Here is a 19,025-nt window from a genome sequence, read left to right as displayed (position 1 = left end):
GTGGCGAATCGCTACGAGCGCGCCAGCTTGGTTCTGAAGGCGAACCTGCGGCCAGAATGATGTCGCCAACATAACCAGAAGTGGTCGGATTAGGGGCATAGGAATTTGGCTGCCAGCAGGAGATTCCAGACCGCATACTGTGCTCCATAGCCATATGGGAGGTTGTTTGCGAAGTTCGTGTCTTTGCTGAAGCTATAGGTGCCACCAAATTGAAGTCCACCGAATATCGGACTGGTGTACTTATGTTGCTTACGCGGAGGGTGTTAATAACTATCTGAACGTCTTCAAAAGGATGCTGGTCTCCGTATGGCGGATGCCTTTAGTCAGCCTTATCCGCTCTAATACTTTTGAGAGTTCGGCCGGCGAGCTTGCCCGTAGCTCTGCAAGCAAATCCCACCGACCATTGGTGTCGTGAAGCGCAACGGCGGCAGGCTCTCCGAGCAGGCTTGCGATGACCTCTTGCGTGCGATTTCCGTCTACCTGTACGCCCATCCAGGCACGAATCCGTGTGTCGTCATCTTCGGGACGCAGCTTGAGCGTGTAGCCAACAATGACTTGCTCATCCTCAAGTTTGCGTAGCCTTGCCGTCACGGTACCGCGGGCAACGCCTAACTTGGACGCGAGCGTTGCGATACTGAGCCGCGCGTCTTGGCGTAATAAAGCAATCAATTTCGTGTCGATGTCGTCCATGATGCGCGGCAGGGCTTCAATTTTTTTGACGTCATTCAGCTAAGTAGCCGGCAGGGGAGAAGAACTGCTGTCAAAGGTCTACGAAGGGCAATCACATCGAGCTCGTTAGAGAGTCACCATTTGTTTCGACAACCAGCAGTCTTGCTCTGAGACCAAGCTTAGCCTTCGGGTTACTTCAGGCTTCCGGAAAGGAATTGCCGCAGCCGCTCACTTCGAGGGGAGTTGAGCACTTCTTCGGGAGGGCCTTGCTCCTCTGTACGACCCTGATGTAGAAACATGACATGATTCGACACGTTCCGTGCGAATCCCATTTCATGCGTAACTACAATCATGGTCCGGCCTTCTTCGGCGAGCTTCTGCATCACTTTTAGCACTTCGCCGACGAGTTCCGGGTCCAGAGCGGACGTAGGTTCGTCGAACAGCATGACGTCGGGATTCATCGCCAACGCACGTGCGATGGCAACCCGCTGCTGCTGGCCGCCGGACAGATGCGACGGATATTGCTTCTCGACACGGGGAGGCAAGCCGACTTTTTCAAGGTATTCGCGGGCTCGCTCTTCTGCCTCTTTTCGGCTGAGGCCGAGCACGTGTGTCGGAGCTTCAATGATGTTCTCGAGAACGTTCATGTGAGCCCACAGATTGAAGTGCTGAAACACCATCGACAGCTTCGTCCGCATACGCTGAAGTTGTTTGGGCTCAACGACTACCAAATCGCCTGTCTTGTCTTTCTTCGTTCGAATTTCTTCGCCATCGAGGAAGATTTGCCCCGATTTCGGGCGCTCGAGATAGTTGATGCAACGCAGAAACGTGCTCTTGCCGGAGCCGGACGCGCCGATGATGCTAATCACGTCACCCTTTTTTGCGGTGAGCGACACGCCCTTCAATACCTCGTTATCGCCGAAGCTCTTGTGGATGTCTTGGACTGCGAGCTTGCAGCTCATTGCCTGAGTTGTCTTCATTAACATGCTGTTCCTTCTAAATCGCTGGTCCGTCGTTTGCCCACCAGACAGGACAATGGGGTTGTTTAGTGGGGCCGAACCGCCAGATATGCCAGCCAGCGTTGCTCGGCTTGTCGGAAGAGTGCGACCAACGCAAATGAAACTGCGAGATAGAGCAACGCAGCAATCCCGAAAGACTGAAAGGACTGGTATGTCGCAGCATTGGCGTCGCGGGCGACCTTGAGGATGTCGGGCACTGTTGCGGTGAAAGCGACTGACGTAGCATGAAGCATCAGAATCACTTCGTTGCCATACTGCGGCAAGGAACGACGCAAGGCCGATGGAATGACAATTCGTCGATACATCGTGAACCAGCTCATTCCGTAGGCGCGCGCCGCTTCGATTTCGCCATGATTGGTCGTTCGCATCGCTCCCGCAAATATCTCAGTCGTGTAGGCGCACGTGTTGAGCGCAAATGCGATGATTGAGCAGTAGTAGCCGCTTCTGAAAACGGCACTCAACACTTCGGTCGAACGGACAAACTCGAATCCGTAAAGACCGGTGTAGATGAGCAGGAGTTGCACGTAAAGCGGAGTGCCCCGGAATACATAGGTGTAACACCAGACCGCTACGCTCAGAAACTTGTTCTTGGATATACGGGCTACCGCAAGTGGGACAGCCAGGATAAAGCCAATGAACAGCGACGCGTCGAGCAACCAGAGGGTGACCGCAAGGCCTGAAAACCCCTGTCCATCCCAATAAAGGAAGGCGCGCCAGAATTGGTTGAGAATATCAATCACGAATTACAGCTCCGCGTGCCGTACGCCGGACGAGTAATGCTTTGCCAGCCAAGCCAAGACGAGGTTCGAGAAGGTCGTAATAACCAAGTAGATGAAGGCTGCGCACAAGATGAAGAAGAACATTTTGAACGTACTCTTGCCCGCGTCTTGGGCCGCCTTCACGATGTCCGCCAGTCCGATGATGGAGACAAGCGCCGTCGCTTTAACGAGAACTTGCCAGTTGTTCCCAATTCCAGGAATCGCGAAGCGCATCATTTGCGGAAATAAAATCCGCCTGAATACAAGGGTGCCGTTCATCCCATAGGCCGCGCCGGCTTCGAGCTGACCGCGCGGAACTGACAGGAATGCTCCCCGGAACGTCTCGGTAAAGTAAGCACCGTAAATGAAGCCAAGCGTTAGAACCCCGGCAACGAACGGGTCGATATCAAATTGAGGCAGTCCCACCGCATCGGTCAAATTATTGATTCCGATTTGGATGCTGTAAAACAGCAGCAGCATTAAGACCAAGTCCGGAACCGAGCGGATAAGCGTCGTATAGCACCTACCAAGTTCCCGAAGGGGACGATTGAATGAGAGTTTTGCGGTTGCGCCCAACAGTCCGAGGACGATTGCGGTGGCAAGCGACAAGAGAGACAGCTCAATAGTTCTAATTGTGCCCGCGAGTAATAGCGGGCCGAATCCATACAGGAACACACTCGTCTCCGTGTTTAGTTTTGTATTGCGTGAGGACGTTACTTCGCGTCGAACCGACCAGGTTTGCGCATTCAGCCTGACCCGACCTCACATTCGATGCTTTTGTGGCGCGCGAAGGCCATCGACCGTAGGACATCTCTGATACCCGCGCTCGCCACTATTTGGTATGTATCTTTTGCGCCCGTGGTCGGCGCTGTAGACAACTATCTGGCGGGGCGGCGCATGATGCGCCAGCCCCGAAGCTGCGATGCCCCGTTGTGAATCGACTTACCCGACTCAGCTACCGTAGATGTTGAAGTTGAAATACTTCTTCGCAATCTTGTCGTATGTGCCGTCTTTTCTCAGGCTATCGATAGCGCCGTTGATAGCGTCGCGGAGCGCCGTGTCGTCCTTTCTGACGCCGATGCTAACGCCCGGGCCAAAGATGGAGTCGTCTTTGATAGCGGGACCTTGCGCAAAGACGAAGTCCTTGCCCGGAGGGGTCTTCAGGAAGCCTGCATCTGCTTGAGGAGCAAAGGCCATGGCCGCGTCGATACGACCTGCGATGAGGTCAGGCCAGATGAGGTCCTGCGTTTGGTAAGGCACAATGTCGACACCATTCCCGCCCCAATATTTACGAGCGTAGGTCTCTTGAGTGCTGCCCTGCAGTACACCAACTCGCTTGCCCTTGAGCGACTCAGCTGTAGCCACCAGCGGAGAGCCCTTTTTGACAACCAGCGCCTCGATGGGCGCGTAGAGCTTGCTCGTGAAGTCAATCACCTTGAGTCGTTGCTCGTTCTTCGACATCGAGGAATTGATTGCATCGAACTTGCGCGCCTGCAGAGCCGGAATCATGCCGTCAAAGGAGTTCTTGCGTATTTCGGACGAACGTGACCGGCCGTTTCGGGATGGTGACCGGCGATTTCGGCAACGTGACCGGGCATTTCGGGAACGTGACCGAGCGGACCGGAAGGCAGGATTGGCGTTGCGCATGACATCAACCACGCGGGCTATGCTCGCCGGCTTTTGCCGGAGAGAGCATGCCCGCGCACCGGATGAACATGCGCATGATCAAGGACGTTTTACGACTTAAATTCGACGGCGGCTTCTCGCACGATCGGATCGCCGCATCACTGGGCATATCCAAGGGCGTGGTCACGAAGTACATCGGACTAGCCGGTGCCGCCGGGTTGGACTGGGCAAGCGCCTGCGATATGGATGAAGGCGAGCTCGAGCGGCGGCTTCTCGGCAAACCCACCGGGCCGGCAGGCTACGCCCAGCCCGACTACGGACGCATCCATCAGGAGCTGCGTCGCAAGGGCATGACGCTGACGTTGCTGTGGGAGGAGTACCAGGCCGAGTTCGCGGACCGGCAGACCTACCGCTATACGCAGTTCTGCGAGCACTACAAGGCGTTCACGAAACGCCTGAAGCGCTCGATGCGTCAGATTCACCGCGCCGGCGAGAAGCTGTTTGTCGACTTCGCCGGCCCCACGTTGCCGCTGACGACTGGACGCCGCGCGCACATCTTCGTGGCGGCCATGGGCGCATCGAGCTACACATTCGCCTGTGCGACGCCGGCCGAAACGATGGAGGACTGGCTGGGCGGCATTGGTCGCGCGCTGACCTTCTATGGCGGCGTGCCGCAGTTGATCGTGCCGGATAACCCGCGCGCGATGATTGCCGATCCCGATCGCTATGAACCTCGCGCCGGCGACACCGTGCTGGACTTTGCACGTCACTACGGCACGTCATTCCTTCCTGCACGCGTATATCGTCCGCAGGACAAACCGAAGGTAGAGGTTGCGGTCCAGGTCGTCGAACGCTGGATCATGGCGCGCCTGCGTCATCACCGGTTTGAGTCGGTCCACTCGGTCAATGAGGCGATCCGCCCGCTGCTCAAGAACCTGAATGAGAGGCCGTTCCAGAAGCTGCCGGGATGTCGCGCCAGCGCATTCGCCCAGCTGGACGCGCCGGCACTGCAGCCGTTGCCGGCACAGCCTTATGAGCTCGCGCGCTTCAAGACAGTGACGGTTCACATCGACTATCACGTCGAGATCAACAAACACCGCTACAGCGTGCCGCACGCGCTGGTCGGTCTCAAGCTCGATGCGCGCATCACGGCGGGCGCTGTCGAACTGCTGCATCGCGGTCGCCGTGTCGCCAGCCACGCACGCAACGAGCGCGCAGGCGGCTACACCACCGTCGTCGAGCACATGCCGGCGGCGCACCGCGCTCATCTGGAATGGACGCCGCAGCGGCTGATTCATTGGGGACAGCAGATCGGCGCGGCAACCGGCGTGCTTGTTACCCGGCTGCTGCAGGAGCAACGTCATCCGGAACACGGCTATCGGGCGTGCCTCGGATTGCTCTCGCTCTCACGTCGCTATGGCCGCGAACGTCTCGAAGCCGCCTGTGCGCTAGCACTGGAGCTGGGCGTGCACCGTTACCGCCACGTGCGCGACATCCTGATCAACAACCGTGACCGCGCTGCAGTGGCAACGCCTGCCGACTGGATCAGCCCGAGCCACGCGCATGTACGCGGCCCCAGCTACTACCAATAAAGAAGACCCACCATGATGATGCAACAGACACTGACGCAACTGCGCACCCTGAAGCTGGACGGTTTCGCTGACGGCCTGGAAGAACAACTGACGCAGCCCGGTGCGGCCAGCCTGAGCTTCGAGGAACGCCTGTCACTGCTGGTCGACCGGGAAGCCAGCTGGCGTGATGATCGCCGTCGTACCCGATTGCTCAAGCAGGCGCGCCTCAAGTATCCGCAAGCCGCCATTGAAGATCTCGACACGCGCGCTGGTCGTGGCGTCGATCCGCGCTCACTCACGAGTCTCGCGCTCGGTGACTGGGTCGAAGCCGGCTACAGCCTGCTCATCAGCGGTCCAACCGGCGCTGGGAAATCGTGGCTCGCTTGCGCCCTGGCCCAATACGCTTGCCGGCGCGGGCATTCGGCCTTGTATCTGCGCGTGCCGCGACTTGGCGAGGAGCTTCGCGTTCTGCACGGCAATGGCGGCTTCACAAAATGGCTGCTGCAGGTCGCCCGCGTTGACGTGCTCCTGCTGGACGATTGGGGAATGGCTCCCCTCGACGCGATGGTCCGAAACGATCTGCTCGAAATGATCGATGACCGCTCGGCGGGAAAGGCGACCATCATCACCAGCCAGTTACCGATTGAGCACTGGCATGGATGGATCGGCGACGAGACCATCGCCGACGCAATGCTCGACCGTCTCATGCAGCGTCATCACCGGATCACGCTCACCGGTGAATCCCTCAGAAAGGCATCCCCAAAACCCAGCGTCCTGGAGCCCGAACTCGACCAGAACTAACAAGAAAATCTACAATCAACACCGCGCAACGCCCAACCCCGCCGAATCGGTCACGTTCCCGAAATCGGCGGTCACGTTCGCCGAAATACGCAAGTTCTCGACCCACACGCATTTCGCGTTGAGCTTGGCACAGATTGCATTCCCAAGGTCGATGTCGAATCCCTCCAATTCGCCGCTCGGCGTCTTGGATTCGAACGGAGGGTACGAACTATCGACACCAAAGCGGATTTGCTTGACGGTATCTGCTGCCGCTGCCAACGGCACGCAGGCAACGCACAACGCGGCAATAATCATCTTCAACTTCATTGCAAAACTCCTGTTTGCGACTGGCAGGAGCGTCCGTAAATCGAACGTTCGCCTGTTGCCTGTTATTGACTGATTAGGAGCGACGTTTGTCGCGCTTCGTACGCAGCCTCCGTTGGCGCTAGACATCCGTCGGCGCCCCGCCGACTTCACAGGGCGTGTTGGTTGTCAACGCTTAGGCGAATGATGCGTGGGTCAAGTCAATCGCGTCCAATGCGAATAAATCGACAGGTTATGCAAAAATGAGATAGGGTCGACCGGCAGACGAGCGAGCGGAAGAACAGACAGCTTGGCGGCGATTGCACGCACCAATGAGGCGAGTGTCTGCAGCGTAGATGCAGGTGGGTTGCGATTGATTGGTAATCGACAGCACCGCGGCGCGCGTCGAGCCGTGCCTGGCGACAGTGCTTGCCAGAGCGAGCTGCCCCGCAGCCAGTCCCGAGACGCCAGAATCCACCGATACAGCGTCTGCTATGTCGGACGTAATAGCACGCGCTATTCGACTAGCTGTGCGAAGAGGTAGCAGTGTGCGGTAGCGCCGCGTGCCGATAGGAAGAGCTACTTCTGCCACCCGGCGATTTCTCGCTCGAACTGGTCCCGCAACAGTCCGACGAACTGTTCAGCCAGCTGCGACATTGAGCTATGGGGCGGATATAAGAGGAAATTGGGATAGTGGACGGATGGGGAGAAAGGCAGGATTTTGACTCCTTGCCCCACGAAATCCGAGGCTACCAACGGATGGGCTAACGTCACGCCCAGCCCTACCTTGACCATTTCGCAGCAGCTGGCACTGTATTGTGCTTCGAGCGACATGTTGCGTGAGACGCCCTCCCGTTCAAACAGCCGGTCGGTCTCTTCTCTCGAGCCGTCGCCATGCACCAGTGAGATGTATTCCTCTCCCTGCAGGTCTGTCGCCTTTATTTTGGCTTTCCCGGCGAGTCGATGGTTCTTCGGCAGAATACAAACGACCTCAGAGTCGGGGAGCGCTTCAACCTGGCATGTCGCGGCGGCGGAGACGAAAGCGACGATGCCGATGTCGCAGAACTGTGAAGACACCCACTGCTCAACCGTATTAGAGGTGTTCGTATGAATCGAGACCGTGACATCGGGTCGAGACTGCTTGAATCGCTGAACCACGCGTGGCAGGAAGCTGAGTCCGATTCCTGGGATTGACGCGATGCGCAGCCGGCCGCTGCCAAGGTTGCGGATGGTGTCTGCAGCATAGGTGAGGCTTTTCAGGCCGACGAAGGCTCGCTCTACTTCTTTGAACAACGCCTTCGCCTCGGGCTTCGGGATGAGGCGTCCGCCCGTGCGCTCAAACAGGACCAGCCGAGTGTCGATTTCGAGCTGACTTATGAGGCGACTGACGTTCGATTGAGATGTGTGCAACTCTTGGGCGGCCCCAGTGGTCGACCCTGCCTGCATCACCGCACGGAAAGCTTCAATCTGGCGCAGTTTCATCTCACCTATCTCATTTTGGCATAGACACCGATTGTATTCGCATTTGACCGCATAAACGTGTCGGCTCAAGATTCGTAGCAACACAGAACAACTCTCGGCGGCAGTTGCCGGTACTGATTGGTTCTGAGGCCAAGTCCGCCAATCCCCGATAACTGCAGTTGGATTGTGGCTGGTGGGCTTGCCCTTTGCATGCATGCGCAAGCGCACAAATCCACCGGGGCCCGGCGAACTCTCCACGCCATGGTAGATAGGTTAGTGGCGGGCTGAAGTAATGCGGCCTGCACTCTGAGAATGCGGTAATGACAACACGTGAAATATCAAAGTTCTACGACACAGTCGTCATCGGTGGTGGGCTGGTTGGGTCTGCCGTTGCTTTCGGAATTGCGCGAGAAGGCGCAAAAGTCCTTGTAATCGATGAAGGGGATGATGCCTTCGGCGCCTCCGTTGGCAACTTCGGCTTGGTTTGGGTCCAAGGTAAAGGCGTCGGAAGGCCTAGCTACGCCTCATGGACACGCGCATCCGCAGCGCTCTGGCCGTCTTTTGCCGCTACGTTGCTCGCAGAGACTGAAGTGGACACACAACTACTTCAGCAGGGAGGCTTCGATTTGTGCTTCTCCGACGAAGAGCTCGAGGAGCGCGCAAGCCAGCTTTCGCAGATTGCTGACGAGTCAGATGGCGACTATCCCTTCGAAGTCTTGCAGCCGGCTGAACTTGCTGCGCGGCTTCCGGGTGTTGGAAAGTCTGTCGCCGGAGCGACCTATTCGCCGATGGACGGCCATGTCAATCCTCTCAAGCTTCTGCTTGCCTTGCGCCGAGGGTTTGCCAATCGTAACGGGGATTTGGTCAACTCTGAGCGCGTGCAACGCATCGAGCCGCAGGCCGGTGGATTCGTCGTGCATGGAAAACGTGGTCGATGGACGACGGCGCGCGTCATCCTGGCGGCCGGCTTAGGAAACAAAAACCTCGCGCCGATGGTTGGGCTTAACGCCCCCGTCGTCCCCATACGCGGCCAGGTCTTGATAAGCGAGCGCGTCGCGCCGTTCCTTCATCATCCGACGGTGACCGTCCGGCAAACGAATGAAGGAACGGTTCAGTTGGGTGACTCGTTGGAAGACGTGGGCTTCAACAACGGCGTGACGACCAACGTCATCTCCGAAATTGCTGCTCGCGGCGTGCGGGCTTTCCCGCTGCTACGTGACGTTCGGCTCGTACGCGCCTGGGGCGCACTTCGTGTGATGACACCAGACGGCTTCCCAATCTATCAAGAGTCTGAAGCGCATCCTGGCGCGTTCAACGTCAGTTGCCACAGCGGGGTCACATTGGCGGCTGCGCACTCCCTGCGCCTTGGCAGCTGGCTCACGGGCGGTGCGATACCTCCCGATTTCCAGGCCTTCTCCGCGGACCGCTTTCTGAAACCTTATGAAGCTTTTGCCCATGTCGACTGATTCACTGTTTGAGCAACTACCGACTTCGCAGGGTCCGACGGTACGCATATCGTTCGACGGCATCGACTATCAGGTACCGGCCGGGTCCAACCTCGCCGCCGCGCTACTGCTGACCGGCGTTCGGCGCTTTCGCAGCACGCCGGTGACGGCCGCCCCACGAGCGCCGTTTTGCATGATGGGCGTTTGCTTCGAGTGTCTTGTTGAAGTCGACGGAATGCCAAATACCCAGAGCTGCCTCGAGCCCGTTCAGGAAGGGATGGTCGTTCGTTCTCAACAAGGTGCACGCCAGGTTCGTCAGGGAGTCGATGACGATGCACCAGCAGCCCAACTGCGCCAGGAGTAGCGTTTGTGACGCCAGAATCATTTGATGTAGTCGTAATCGGAGCCGGCCCGGCAGGTATGACTACCGCTACGGCTGCAGCGCAGGCGGGATTGAGCGTCGTGCTCTTGGACGAACAAGAGGCGGTCGGCGGTCAGATTTATCGTTCGATTACTCGCACCGACGATAAACGACTGACGCTGCTCGGTCCGGACTACGCGGCTGGGAAGGACATCGCGTTCGCATTTGAATCGAGCAATGTGCGCCATGAGCGTGGTGCACAGGTGTGGCAAGTCAATGCGGACAGAACCGTCGAATACCTGCAGAAGGAACAGACGAAATCGGTGACGGGCAAGCAGATTGTCGTCGCGACCGGCGCGATGGAGCGCCCCTTCCCGATTCCCGGGTGGTCGTTGCCCGGCGTAATGACCGCAGGTGCTGCTCAAATTCTGTTGAAAGCCTCCGGGACGGTTCCTCGGCAGCCGGTCGTATTGGCAGGTTGCGGGCCGCTTCTGTATCTGCTGGCTTCGCAGTACCTTCGGGCAAAGGCGCCCATCAAGGCGCTCGTCGAAACAACGACTCTCTCCGACAAGCGCCGAGCAGCGAAGCACGTAGTAGGTGCGTTGTTTGGTTGGAGAGACCTTGCGAAGGGCGTTGGCTTGCTGCGCGTGCTGCGCCAGGCTCGCGTGCCGGTGTATCACGGTGCAAAAGACCTTCGTGTCGATGGAGCATCCGTCGCAGAGGCGCTCTCGTTCACCGCAAACAATCAGAGCCATCGGGTTGATGCAAGCTTGATTCTTCTGCATCAGGGCGTCGTTCCGAACACCCAGGCTTCCTGGTCGATTCGAGCGGAGCATCGCTGGGACGATGTACAGCTTTGCTGGGTCCCCAAACGGAGCGATGTTTTCGAGCTCGACGTCCCCGAGTTCTTCGTCGTCGGGGATGGCGGTGGCATTGCCGGCGCCAAAGCTGCGGCGACCCAGGGAGAGATTTGCGGCCTCGAGATTGCGCGGCGCCACGGAAAGATTCGCGACACCGAGTTCTCGCGGCTTGCTGCAAAGTTGCGCGCGCGCCTTTCGCAGCAGCTTTCCATCCGGCCGTTCCTCGACTCGCTCTATCGACCGAGCGACGCGACTCGGGTGCCGACGGACGACGGCGTATTGGTGTGTCGATGCGAAGAGGTGACGGCTGGAGAAATCCGACGTTCCGTCGCTCTTGGATGCGTGGGGCCAAACCAGATTAAAGCGTTCAATCGTTGTGGGATGGGCCCCTGCCAAGGACGCATGTGCGGGCTAACGGTCGCAGAGGTCATCGCGGACGAGCGAAAGGTCTCTCCCGCAGAAGTCGGCTATTACCGCATTCGACCTCCAATCAAGCCAATCACACTGGGCCAGTTGGCCGGTATCTTCCATAACGTCGATTGAGGAAACACAGATGCAGACTGAAATTAAGCGGCACGTGACCAATGCCCGGATGAGCCGAGCGGTGGAGTTCGGCAACTTGGTGTTCGTGGGTGGTCAAACCTCCGATAACGACGATTCGGACATTCGAACCCAGACCCGAGGTGCGCTCGCAAAAATCGACAAGTATCTCGAGATGGTCGGCACGGACAAGTCGCGAATCCTTTCTGCCCAAATCTGGCTCTCCGACATCGACGCAGACTTCGACGCGATGAACGAAGTCTGGGACGCGTGGGTTGAGAAGGATTGCGGCCCGGCACGTGCGACTGTTGAAGCGAAACTCGCCGGCCCCTTGTTGCGAGTCGAGATTGCGGTCGTCGCGGCGAAATAAGGCGATGTGCATTCAGGCGGAATCCGGACGTCATCGCGGAAGTCCTGCTGAGGGCTGAGGGCGCTTGCGAGGGATGTGGGCAGGCGGCACCGTTTCAGCGCGCAGACGGAAGGCCGTACCTCGAGGTGCATCATCGCCAACGGTTGGCGGACGGCGGCGACGACAGCATCGAGAATGTGATGGCCTTATGTCCGAACTGTCATCGCGAACGGCACTTCGGCATCAACTGCACAACCAGTTGATGCTTAACGTACATCAGTGCCAGAGAGCAAGCACCAACTGGGAACTGCTCGACTCGCGTATGGGCTTCACTCTCGCGCCTATGTTGATGCACAGCCCGACATTGTGGAGGCGGCCACACTCTGACGGAGGGAGGTGACGATGCAATAACCGTCGTTGCGGAGTTCGACGACTCGCGCCTAAGGGGCGATGATGTCGAAATCCCGCCTAGCCTCCAGTGTTGTAATTCCCGCGCACAGCCTCTTTGAATCAAGCAAGCGCACACGCCGATGCTCAGCGGTGTTGTCTGGCCAGTTGGCGATTGCGGTCGAACGTACGGACGTAGCATGCTCTCGAGGATGGCGTACTGAGCTGTCAAGTCGGCGGGATTCGGATTGGGCCGGTCAAGACGAAGCAGACGGGAGCGAACACGAAATCAGATGACGCTTCTTGTAGCTGACGAGAGGTTGCCGGGCCAACTCCCTATTTATTTCCGCGCCTTGGTTCAGTTTGGGTTGCTCCTCCACGTACAGATTTGTTGCGATTTCCGGAGCAGTCTGCAACTTGGTTCTTGCCTTTTCAGGCTTTCGCGAAACGCCGACGTCGTCCAGCACCCGAAGCGCTTCGACCTCGGACATCCCTAACGCCATCATCAGTGACGACGACTGGAGATACCGTCGTTCGTCGAGTGTCTTGGCATCGAGCTCTGCATCCCAGAACGTCTCGTATTCATCGTCGCTCAGTTTGAAGGCGCAGAAATCCTTCCAGTTGAAGAATCCATAAATTTTGGCTAGAAGGTCCAGACAAAACGTATGTGTGACCAAATCTTGACCGATGCGTTTCCTCAACTTCTTTGCCTTCCCCTTAAACCAATCGATAGATGGGGCGAAGACTATCTCATCCTTGCTTTCATACATCGAGACTCTCCTAAGAAGTGCATATCACTAGCCGTGCGACATGGCTTCTGACGACGAAGCCCAACTCACTTTAGAACTGCCATTAAAGACTGGGTGGGCCATAAAGCCCCAACGAGAGCGGGCATCGCTCAATACTTCAGTTGCTCGTCTAGGGCGCTAAAGAGTGCGGCCAAGGCGTCGGTTCGTTCGAGGTCGTGCCAAGTGCGCAGCAACCTATGCGTCTGTGGTTCGTCCTTGGATTCGTGCGGAATACTCGAGCTCACGATTTGCATCCTGCAGGAGGTGCATTCGTGTGCCCTGAATGGCACGTCAGTCTTTGTCATACAATTGCCCGTTTTCACGGTTCGCAGTGTCACCGAGGGTCGTTGCGTGTCCGCATCTCCCCCTTTGGGAAACGGAGCAAGATATGCATCTTTGAGGTCCTCCAACCGGATGCAATGACTGAGCAGCGCGAAGTACCGCGCGGTCATCCAAGGATTGGTATGCTCAAGTAGCGCAGCAAGCGCTTGTTGCCGTCTCTCCCGAATCATCCCCATCGCTAGCTCCTCAATTCAATATGACGCACGCTTATGCCTAGGAGGCCACATAGCCCAATACTCCTCGACATAGTCAGCATAAACTTCAAAGTTAGCTTAGCTGGTTAGCGCAGAGAAATCAAAGAAAATTCGGGAGCAGAAAGTACCTCACAAACGAGTCGGTGAAGTCAATTCTGGCACGTAAATTGTCCTAATTATTTTATGTTATACATCGATTGAAATTGTGGGTGATGGTACGTATAGCGTGAATATATATCTATCGGATAAAGAATGTAAATTTCATGGTATAGCAATTATCATAAGGATAACGAATATAAAATTGTATTGGTCAGGTAGATAGTACCGTTGATGGAAATTCGTGCATCGGAGGCGAGTTGCAAGTCCTATAGCATCAAATGCTGAATTGACCTTCGTGAATGAAATCCTTGTCGATGACGCGGGAAGAGTTGCTTCACGTTGGATATGTCCAACATCACTCCGGAGTCGTCAGAGTGATAAAGATACGGTCTGAACTGAGTCGACCATACCCTTGAATAAGGACAGAGCTTTTGCTAGATTGGTGACAGGACGCAATGTCCATAGGTTGTTCTCGCATCCGAAGACGTGACTGCCCGTTATAAAGTAAGCCCGGTCTGGCTATTTATGAGAGGGGTACGTCGGAGAGAATGCGATGCAGCGTGAAGTCATGGAGTTGGATTTCCCCAAGAGGACAAGATTCGAACGGTTCTTCTCAGAACAATACTTCATAAGTGAGGTTCCGTCGTATCCTTGTCGCTGCTCAAGCAGCGCACGCTCGCACGGCTCGTTGCTGACATTCCCGCACGACTGCCCCGATTCAATCCAACATTCATCCATCATTCCTTTTGACGCTTGTGGATTTGCACTGATTCCATCGGATTCTCTCTGTTGGAGCGCTCCGGCTTCATCTACATGCGCACCGACCGGTTGTAGCGGACGACCCATCGCCTACGTCGAAGGAGTCAACCATGGCGTGGCTTGATTGCATCCAACACGAATTTCAGGAGGCGACGCTTGACGAGTGTGGTCGGCTGGTCTGGACGAAGTCGCCTGATAAGAAGCCTGTTGAGCGGCTACCACAAATCTTTTGGGCAGACCACAGTCCTTGGGATGAGGCAAACGCCTGGAGCACGGAAAGGACAGCCTCGTCTGCGGTCGACGCAGAAACCGTCAGGCGCGAAATGAAACACCTGTATCGATACGCGAACTGGCTTGAGAGCAAGGGACTTGATTGGCGGCACTTCCCTGTACGCCAGGCAGAACAGGTACTCCGAATATTCAGAAAACATCTGGTCGATGAGCGCAAAGCCGGCAGGCTACGGGGTAGTACGGTATCGAATTGCATGAATGCAGTTATCCGCTTCTATCGATTCGCAAACTTGCACAATCTTGTCGGCAATACTGTCCCAATGTGGCATGACCGCCACATCGCTATTCCGATTGCTGATTCGTGTGGTTTCAGGCGAGCCGTGCTTAGGATGAGTAGCGACCTGTCAATTCCCTATCGCAGAGTAGTGGGCGACCAACTCGAGGACGGTCTTTTACCCCTTCTTTCCGAGGACATGAATCGGCTGCTCAGGTACACCGCAGAGCATGAAACTGAGGAGCTGCATCTAATGCTTTGCCACGGGTTCTTCACCGGTGCACGAGTCGGTACGAACGTCACTTTGACCGTTACTGGGCTTGAAATTGCGCGAGAAGACCCGTTCATGCCTGGCGTATTCCTGCTTGCCGTTGGGCCGGGGACAGGGATAGCAACGAAGGGCTCGGTCTCAGGCAATCTCTGGGTGCCCAAAGTGGTTTTGGATGACCTGAAGCGGTATGCGACGTCGACGAAGCGTTTGATGAGGGAAACAAGGGCGCTTCCGAAGCATAAGAATTTACTTTTCCTGACGCGGAGCGGTCGGCCATACACCGTCGCAACCGTAGACCGACTCGTCCTTGATATGAGAGCACGTGCGGTCATGGCCGAAATGCGCTTCATGGAGCAATTTAAATTTCATCAGTCGCGGGCAACGTTTGGCACATGGTTTCTTGACATCCTGCTCAAGAGCGGCGCAAGCACGACTGAAGCAGTTGGTGTCCTTCGAGATGCCATGCTTCATAAGCACGAGCAGACAAGCCTTCGATACGTGAAGTTCCGCGAGAAAACCCGGGTGAAACAGGAGGTCTCAGCTGCATTCAGCGCAGCATTTACCGGAATCCGACGTAGGAATTGGAACCACGTTCAAGCGTAACGGCCTAGTCTATGCGAATCGATGAAGTGCTATTTGATTTTAGCTTTCCCAGTGTCCATTTTGGAGACCAGGAAACACCATGGAACCTGCATATCCTCCTCTATGAAGGTGGGGCGCAGGCGCGGACTGACTGTGTCGAGGAGATGATAGCCAGTGGAGCGCTTGGAAAGCCGAAACTTGAACGCTTGGAGCTAGTACGTGCATTACACGAGCAAATCAACTTAGAACTGGAGGGAGGAGGCTCGAGAGAATACGCTGACAAGCAGATTCTGAACTTGAGATATTTTTTCAGATTTGCCGAGAGCAAGCGTCATCCTTTGACCATGGAGGCGGTTACCGGAACCTTCTGCGCTTGGGCTGATTTGTTGCTGTACAGGACACGCAATGGAAGACGGCCTCCACCGGGCATACGCAACTCCGATAGCTATCGCATCTCGATGGGTACGGCATATGGATATGCCTCAGCAGTGGGAAATTTGCTGGATAAGATTTTCGACCGGCATACCTCCGCAATGGACCTAACGCGACTGGAGCGGAAAGGTCATCGAAAATCCGCAGTTGGCATCCGCGCTGAAAAGCAGAATCTGAGCGACACTTTTGCTTTTGGGCACTTGCTACAGGATATTTGCGATGGTCTGCCTCTTCAGACCGTTCTAAAGGCTCCCCTACCTGTCAAAATTGCGCTGAGGAGCGGGAAGTCGATAAAAAGAATGGGTCACTACACAGGTCTCCGCGAGATTGCGCAGGAGACAAGGCTAGGGGAGCGATACCCTCTTGCAAACTTGAGGATAGAAGCTGAACTACACATGTTCATCGGCCAGACGGGGATGAATTTGACTCCAGCCGTTGACCTCAAGCTACGTCGGTTCTCATACAGTAGCTACCTTAACGGTTATCAGGTGAAGGAATATAAAGCTCGGCGCGGGGGTGACGTCTTATTTGAAATATTCGCGGAGTACAGACCTCATTTTGAGCGCTATCTCGAGTGGCGAAGAAAAATTTTTCCTCGTTCAAAGCTTCTTTTCCCTTTTATTGGGATGAAGGGAAGCCGGCTAGGGGTGAGTTCCAGCGGACACCGTCTACGGAAAATCTGCAGGGAGCAGGGAATTGCCTTTGTCTCGCCACTCATATTGCGGAACACTCGAATCAACTGGCTGCTTCGTGAGACTGCCAATCCGGAGCTAACCGCAGAAATGGCGCAGCATTTGAAGGGGACCTTGCTTAGCGTCTACAAACGGCCAAGCGTTCAGACGGCCATCGTTGAGTCGGCAAAGTTTTGGTCGAAAAACGACCCACATTCGGCCCGTACGCAGGCAGTGGCTCCAGGTGGTTGTACGGGCAAACCTAAAGAGATTGAGAGCATTCCAAGAGGGGCGCCGCGACCGGACTGCGATAAGGCGTCTGGATGCCTATGGTGCGTAAACCATCGGGATGTGGATTCGTTTGAGTACGTTTGGTCGCTAGCATCGTTCGGACAACTAAAGCTAATTGAGCTTAGCAAGGCGAGATTGCCCCACGCGGATGAGCCTGAACCCCCGTCTAAGTTAGCTCGAGACAGAATTCTGGAGAAGTTGAGGTGGTTTGAACGGTCAAACGATGCGAGGCGGAGTTGGGTGCACGAAGCACAAGAGCGTATCAATGAGGGTGATTATCACCCGGACTGGCGGCAGGTGCTGCTTGAATTGGAGGGGATGGAATGAATATGCTCGTCACCCAACTTGCTTTGAAAATATCTGGCGACCCTATCTCGCCCGACTGGGCTTGCTATCGTCCACCGCACTGGCCACCACCGGACGATTGGGTAGTCAGCGTAGACTTGAATGGGATACCTGTATCACGATGGCGCGAGCCGAGTTGGGACTACTCTGTACAAGTAGGAAGAAGCTTCGTACTGGAGTTGACCCTGTAACTCAGGACACCCGGACACCGTTAAGTTGATGATGTTGCCGCTCGCCGGAACTCCCGAGGCGAACGATATTTCAACGCTTTATGCGGATGCCAGTCATTGTATTGCTCGAACGCGACCGTTAGCTCAGAGAGGGCAGTTGGTACGTCAGGCTTGTTCATGAACGCGATGTAATCGCGCTTCATGGTCTTGACGAAGGATTCGGCCATACCGTTGCTCTGCGGGGAACGCACCGGCGTGGTCAGTGGCTCCAGGCCCAACTCCCGCGCGAAGCTGCGCGTACGATGGTCGATGTACGCCGAGCCGTTATCCGAGAGCCATTCGATGGTTTGCAGAGTTTGCACAGCGCCAAAGCGCTGCTCGACGGCCGCCAGCATGACATCCCGAACAATGTCCCCACTGTGGCCGCCGGTGGTTGCCGCCCAACTGATAGCTTCCCGGTCATGGCAATCGAGCGCAAAGGTGACGCGTAGCGGCGAACCATCATCGCAACGGAATTCAAAGCCGTCTGAACACCAGCGGGTATTGCTACGATCGACAGCGACACGACCATCATGGCGACGTGTATCGAGTCGTCGCCCAGGCCGGCGAAGCAGCAACTGGTGGTCGTGCATCACACGATAAACACGCTTGGCGTTCACGGGCGATGCCCCGCTCAGCTCATGACTGCGCCGTAGCAAAGCCCAGACCCTTCGGTAGCCGTATGTCGGCAGGCCCGCAACCAGTTCATGGATTTCAGTCACCAGCGCCGTGTCGTCGTATTGGCGGGCGCGGCGGCCATCCCGCCATTCCGACGAACGGGCCTGTTTCGCTGCCACCGCAGAGCGCGCCACGCCGAGGACATCGCAGACCGTCTTCATTGGTCGTCCCCGGGCAGTAAGGGCGAGCGCGCAATCCAGTTTTTTGAGCGACCGTACTCCACGGCTTCTTTCAGGATTTCTGCTTCCTGCGTCTTCTTGCCCAGCAGTCGCTGCAGCTCCCTGATCTCTTTGAAGGCTGCCGCCAACTGGGAGGCTGGGACTACAGCTTCGCCAGCGCTCACGGCAGCCAGGCTTCCGTCCTGGTACTGCTTGCGCCAACCAAACAACTGATTGGGATTGAGCCCGTGCCGCCGCGCGACCGCTGAAACGGTGGCTCCTGGCTCCATCGTTTCCTGAATGATGGCGAGCTTTTCTTGGACTGAACGGCGCCGCCGCCGCTCAGGTTCGGTCAAAACTTCGATGCTTTCCACGATTTGCCTAGGCTTGAAACTAGTCACAAGACTCCCTCTTATTGTAAGAGGTGCCGGGTGTCCTGAGATTCAAGGGGCCGCTCCACGTACTCAAATTTACTGGAGGGCACCATCCTAAAGTACCACCATTGGGCTCAAAAAATGAACAATTGCTGAGGCTGGCGACTACCTGGATAATGTGGGGAAGCCGCGGTAGCC

Annotated in this window: 17 protein-coding genes and 2 pseudogenes; 9 read left to right on the top strand and 10 right to left on the bottom strand. The window is 56.4% G+C overall.

Annotated elements, in window-relative coordinates; genetic code table 11:
* Nucleotides 1-98: 98 nt before the first annotated feature.
* From EHF44_RS29025 to EHF44_RS14185, 6 genes and pseudogenes are all read right to left on the bottom strand, one after another.
* Nucleotides 99-242 (bottom strand): annotated as a pseudogene (locus EHF44_RS29025) (porin); the annotation flags it as partial.
* Between the two features lie 28 nt (nucleotides 243-270).
* Nucleotides 271-690 (bottom strand): Lrp/AsnC family transcriptional regulator, encoded by a 420-nt coding sequence (locus EHF44_RS14205; RefSeq protein ID WP_043355251.1) that lies wholly within the window; start codon nucleotides 688-690, stop codon nucleotides 271-273.
* 170 nt (nucleotides 691-860) lie between these two features.
* On the bottom strand, nucleotides 861-1,655 hold the full coding sequence (locus EHF44_RS14200) for an ABC transporter ATP-binding protein (RefSeq protein ID WP_043355249.1): 795 nt from the start codon (nucleotides 1,653-1,655) through the stop codon (nucleotides 861-863).
* 59 nt (nucleotides 1,656-1,714) lie between these two features.
* Nucleotides 1,715-2,428 carry an ABC transporter permease gene (locus EHF44_RS14195; RefSeq protein WP_043355248.1) on the bottom strand — a complete coding sequence of 238 codons (714 nt, stop codon included), beginning with the start codon at nucleotides 2,426-2,428 and terminating at the stop codon, nucleotides 1,715-1,717.
* Between the two features lie 3 nt (nucleotides 2,429-2,431).
* Nucleotides 2,432-3,121, bottom strand: coding sequence for an ABC transporter permease (locus EHF44_RS14190; protein WP_043355246.1), 690 nt, complete (start codon nucleotides 3,119-3,121; stop codon nucleotides 2,432-2,434).
* A 276-nt stretch (nucleotides 3,122-3,397) separates the two neighbouring features.
* Entirely contained in the window at nucleotides 3,398-3,955 is a 558-nt protein-coding gene (locus EHF44_RS14185) for a transporter substrate-binding domain-containing protein (RefSeq protein ID WP_233474030.1), read from the bottom strand.
* A gap of 185 nt (nucleotides 3,956-4,140) precedes the next feature.
* Here EHF44_RS14185 and istA point away from each other — a divergent pair, with 185 nt between their 5' ends.
* The gene (istA, locus tag EHF44_RS14180; protein WP_043355244.1) at nucleotides 4,141-5,664 is read left to right on the top strand and encodes an IS21 family transposase; all 1,524 of its coding nucleotides are present in this window, start codon (nucleotides 4,141-4,143) and stop codon (nucleotides 5,662-5,664) included.
* Nucleotides 5,665-5,676: 12 nt separating this feature from the next.
* Complete coding sequence (istB, locus tag EHF44_RS14175) at nucleotides 5,677-6,444, top strand: IS21-like element helper ATPase IstB (RefSeq protein WP_035927402.1); 768 nt, start codon at nucleotides 5,677-5,679, stop codon at nucleotides 6,442-6,444.
* Between the two features lie 93 nt (nucleotides 6,445-6,537).
* Here istB and EHF44_RS14170 read toward each other — a convergent pair.
* Nucleotides 6,538-6,738, bottom strand: a pseudogene (locus tag EHF44_RS14170) (transporter substrate-binding domain-containing protein); the annotation flags it as partial.
* Between the two features lie 567 nt (nucleotides 6,739-7,305).
* Nucleotides 7,306-8,208: a LysR substrate-binding domain-containing protein gene (locus EHF44_RS14165; protein WP_043355240.1), complete on the bottom strand. Its 903-nt coding sequence runs from the start codon at nucleotides 8,206-8,208 to the stop codon at nucleotides 7,306-7,308.
* 299 nt (nucleotides 8,209-8,507) lie between these two features.
* On the opposite strand from EHF44_RS14165, the gene EHF44_RS14160 reads away from it, so the two are divergent.
* The 5 genes from EHF44_RS14160 to EHF44_RS28865 are packed head-to-tail and all read left to right on the top strand — an operon-like array spanning nucleotide 8,508 to nucleotide 12,005.
* Nucleotides 8,508-9,653, top strand: coding sequence for an NAD(P)/FAD-dependent oxidoreductase (locus EHF44_RS14160; protein ID WP_124684267.1), 1,146 nt, complete (start codon nucleotides 8,508-8,510; stop codon nucleotides 9,651-9,653).
* On the top strand, nucleotides 9,643-9,996 hold the full coding sequence (locus EHF44_RS14155) for a (2Fe-2S)-binding protein (RefSeq protein ID WP_082055307.1): 354 nt from the start codon (nucleotides 9,643-9,645) through the stop codon (nucleotides 9,994-9,996). Before EHF44_RS14160 ends, EHF44_RS14155 begins: the two co-directional genes overlap by 11 nt.
* A gap of 5 nt (nucleotides 9,997-10,001) precedes the next feature.
* Nucleotides 10,002-11,396: an NAD(P)/FAD-dependent oxidoreductase gene (locus EHF44_RS14150; RefSeq protein ID WP_043355236.1), complete on the top strand. Its 1,395-nt coding sequence runs from the start codon at nucleotides 10,002-10,004 to the stop codon at nucleotides 11,394-11,396.
* 10 nt (nucleotides 11,397-11,406) lie between these two features.
* Nucleotides 11,407-11,763: a RidA family protein gene (locus EHF44_RS14145; protein WP_043355234.1), complete on the top strand. Its 357-nt coding sequence runs from the start codon at nucleotides 11,407-11,409 to the stop codon at nucleotides 11,761-11,763.
* Nucleotides 11,760-12,005 (top strand): HNH endonuclease, encoded by a 246-nt coding sequence (locus EHF44_RS28865; protein ID WP_082055150.1) that lies wholly within the window; start codon nucleotides 11,760-11,762, stop codon nucleotides 12,003-12,005. Before EHF44_RS14145 ends, EHF44_RS28865 begins: the two co-directional genes overlap by 4 nt.
* A 381-nt stretch (nucleotides 12,006-12,386) precedes the next feature.
* Here EHF44_RS28865 and EHF44_RS14130 read toward each other — a convergent pair whose 3' ends face one another.
* Entirely contained in the window at nucleotides 12,387-12,899 is a 513-nt protein-coding gene (locus EHF44_RS14130) for a hypothetical protein (RefSeq protein WP_043355233.1), read from the bottom strand.
* Between the two features lie 1,522 nt (nucleotides 12,900-14,421).
* Here EHF44_RS14130 and EHF44_RS14125 point away from each other — a divergent pair.
* Both EHF44_RS14125 and EHF44_RS14120 read left to right on the top strand, forming a co-directional pair.
* Complete coding sequence (locus tag EHF44_RS14125) at nucleotides 14,422-15,690, top strand: site-specific integrase (RefSeq protein ID WP_043355229.1); 1,269 nt, start codon at nucleotides 14,422-14,424, stop codon at nucleotides 15,688-15,690.
* A gap of 11 nt (nucleotides 15,691-15,701) precedes the next feature.
* Nucleotides 15,702-17,390 (top strand): site-specific integrase, encoded by a 1,689-nt coding sequence (locus EHF44_RS14120; RefSeq protein ID WP_124684266.1) that lies wholly within the window; start codon nucleotides 15,702-15,704, stop codon nucleotides 17,388-17,390.
* Between the two features lie 229 nt (nucleotides 17,391-17,619).
* Here the strand turns inward: EHF44_RS14120 and EHF44_RS14115 are convergent.
* A protein-coding gene (locus EHF44_RS14115; protein ID WP_124685108.1) for an IS3 family transposase occupies nucleotides 17,620-18,818 on the bottom strand; the annotation gives its coding sequence in 2 pieces (ribosomal slippage) (nucleotides 17,620-18,503 and nucleotides 18,503-18,818; 1,200 coding nt in all).
* Nucleotides 18,819-19,025 lie beyond the last annotated feature (207 nt).

It is taken from the genome of Cupriavidus pauculus (genome assembly GCF_003854935.1).
GTDB classification, from domain to species: domain Bacteria; phylum Pseudomonadota; class Gammaproteobacteria; order Burkholderiales; family Burkholderiaceae; genus Cupriavidus; species Cupriavidus pauculus_C.
The sequence above is the reverse complement of the archived record's forward strand: the minus strand, read 5'-3'. Positions and strand labels throughout refer to the sequence as shown.

Excerpts from the sequence above, each read along its gene's own strand:
- EHF44_RS14205 (WP_043355251.1), bottom strand. The coding sequence starts at position 690 with ATGGACGACATCGACACGAAATTGATTGCTTTATTACGCCAAGACGCG.
- EHF44_RS14200 (WP_043355249.1), bottom strand. The coding sequence starts at position 1,655 with ATGTTAATGAAGACAACTCAGGCAATGAGCTGCAAGCTCGCAGTCCAA.
- EHF44_RS14185 (WP_233474030.1), bottom strand. The coding sequence starts at position 3,955 with ATGATTCCGGCTCTGCAGGCGCGCAAGTTCGATGCAATCAATTCCTCG.
- istA (WP_043355244.1), top strand. The coding sequence starts at position 4,141 with ATGCCCGCGCACCGGATGAACATGCGCATGATCAAGGACGTTTTACGA.
- istB (WP_035927402.1), top strand. The coding sequence starts at position 5,677 with ATGATGATGCAACAGACACTGACGCAACTGCGCACCCTGAAGCTGGAC.
- EHF44_RS14165 (WP_043355240.1), bottom strand. The coding sequence starts at position 8,208 with ATGAAACTGCGCCAGATTGAAGCTTTCCGTGCGGTGATGCAGGCAGGG.
- EHF44_RS14160 (WP_124684267.1), top strand. The coding sequence starts at position 8,508 with ATGACAACACGTGAAATATCAAAGTTCTACGACACAGTCGTCATCGGT.
- EHF44_RS14155 (WP_082055307.1), top strand. The coding sequence starts at position 9,643 with ATGTCGACTGATTCACTGTTTGAGCAACTACCGACTTCGCAGGGTCCG.
- EHF44_RS14145 (WP_043355234.1), top strand. The coding sequence starts at position 11,407 with ATGCAGACTGAAATTAAGCGGCACGTGACCAATGCCCGGATGAGCCGA.
- EHF44_RS14130 (WP_043355233.1), bottom strand. The coding sequence starts at position 12,899 with ATGTATGAAAGCAAGGATGAGATAGTCTTCGCCCCATCTATCGATTGG.
- EHF44_RS14125 (WP_043355229.1), top strand. The coding sequence starts at position 14,422 with ATGGCGTGGCTTGATTGCATCCAACACGAATTTCAGGAGGCGACGCTT.
- EHF44_RS14120 (WP_124684266.1), top strand. The coding sequence starts at position 15,702 with ATGCGAATCGATGAAGTGCTATTTGATTTTAGCTTTCCCAGTGTCCAT.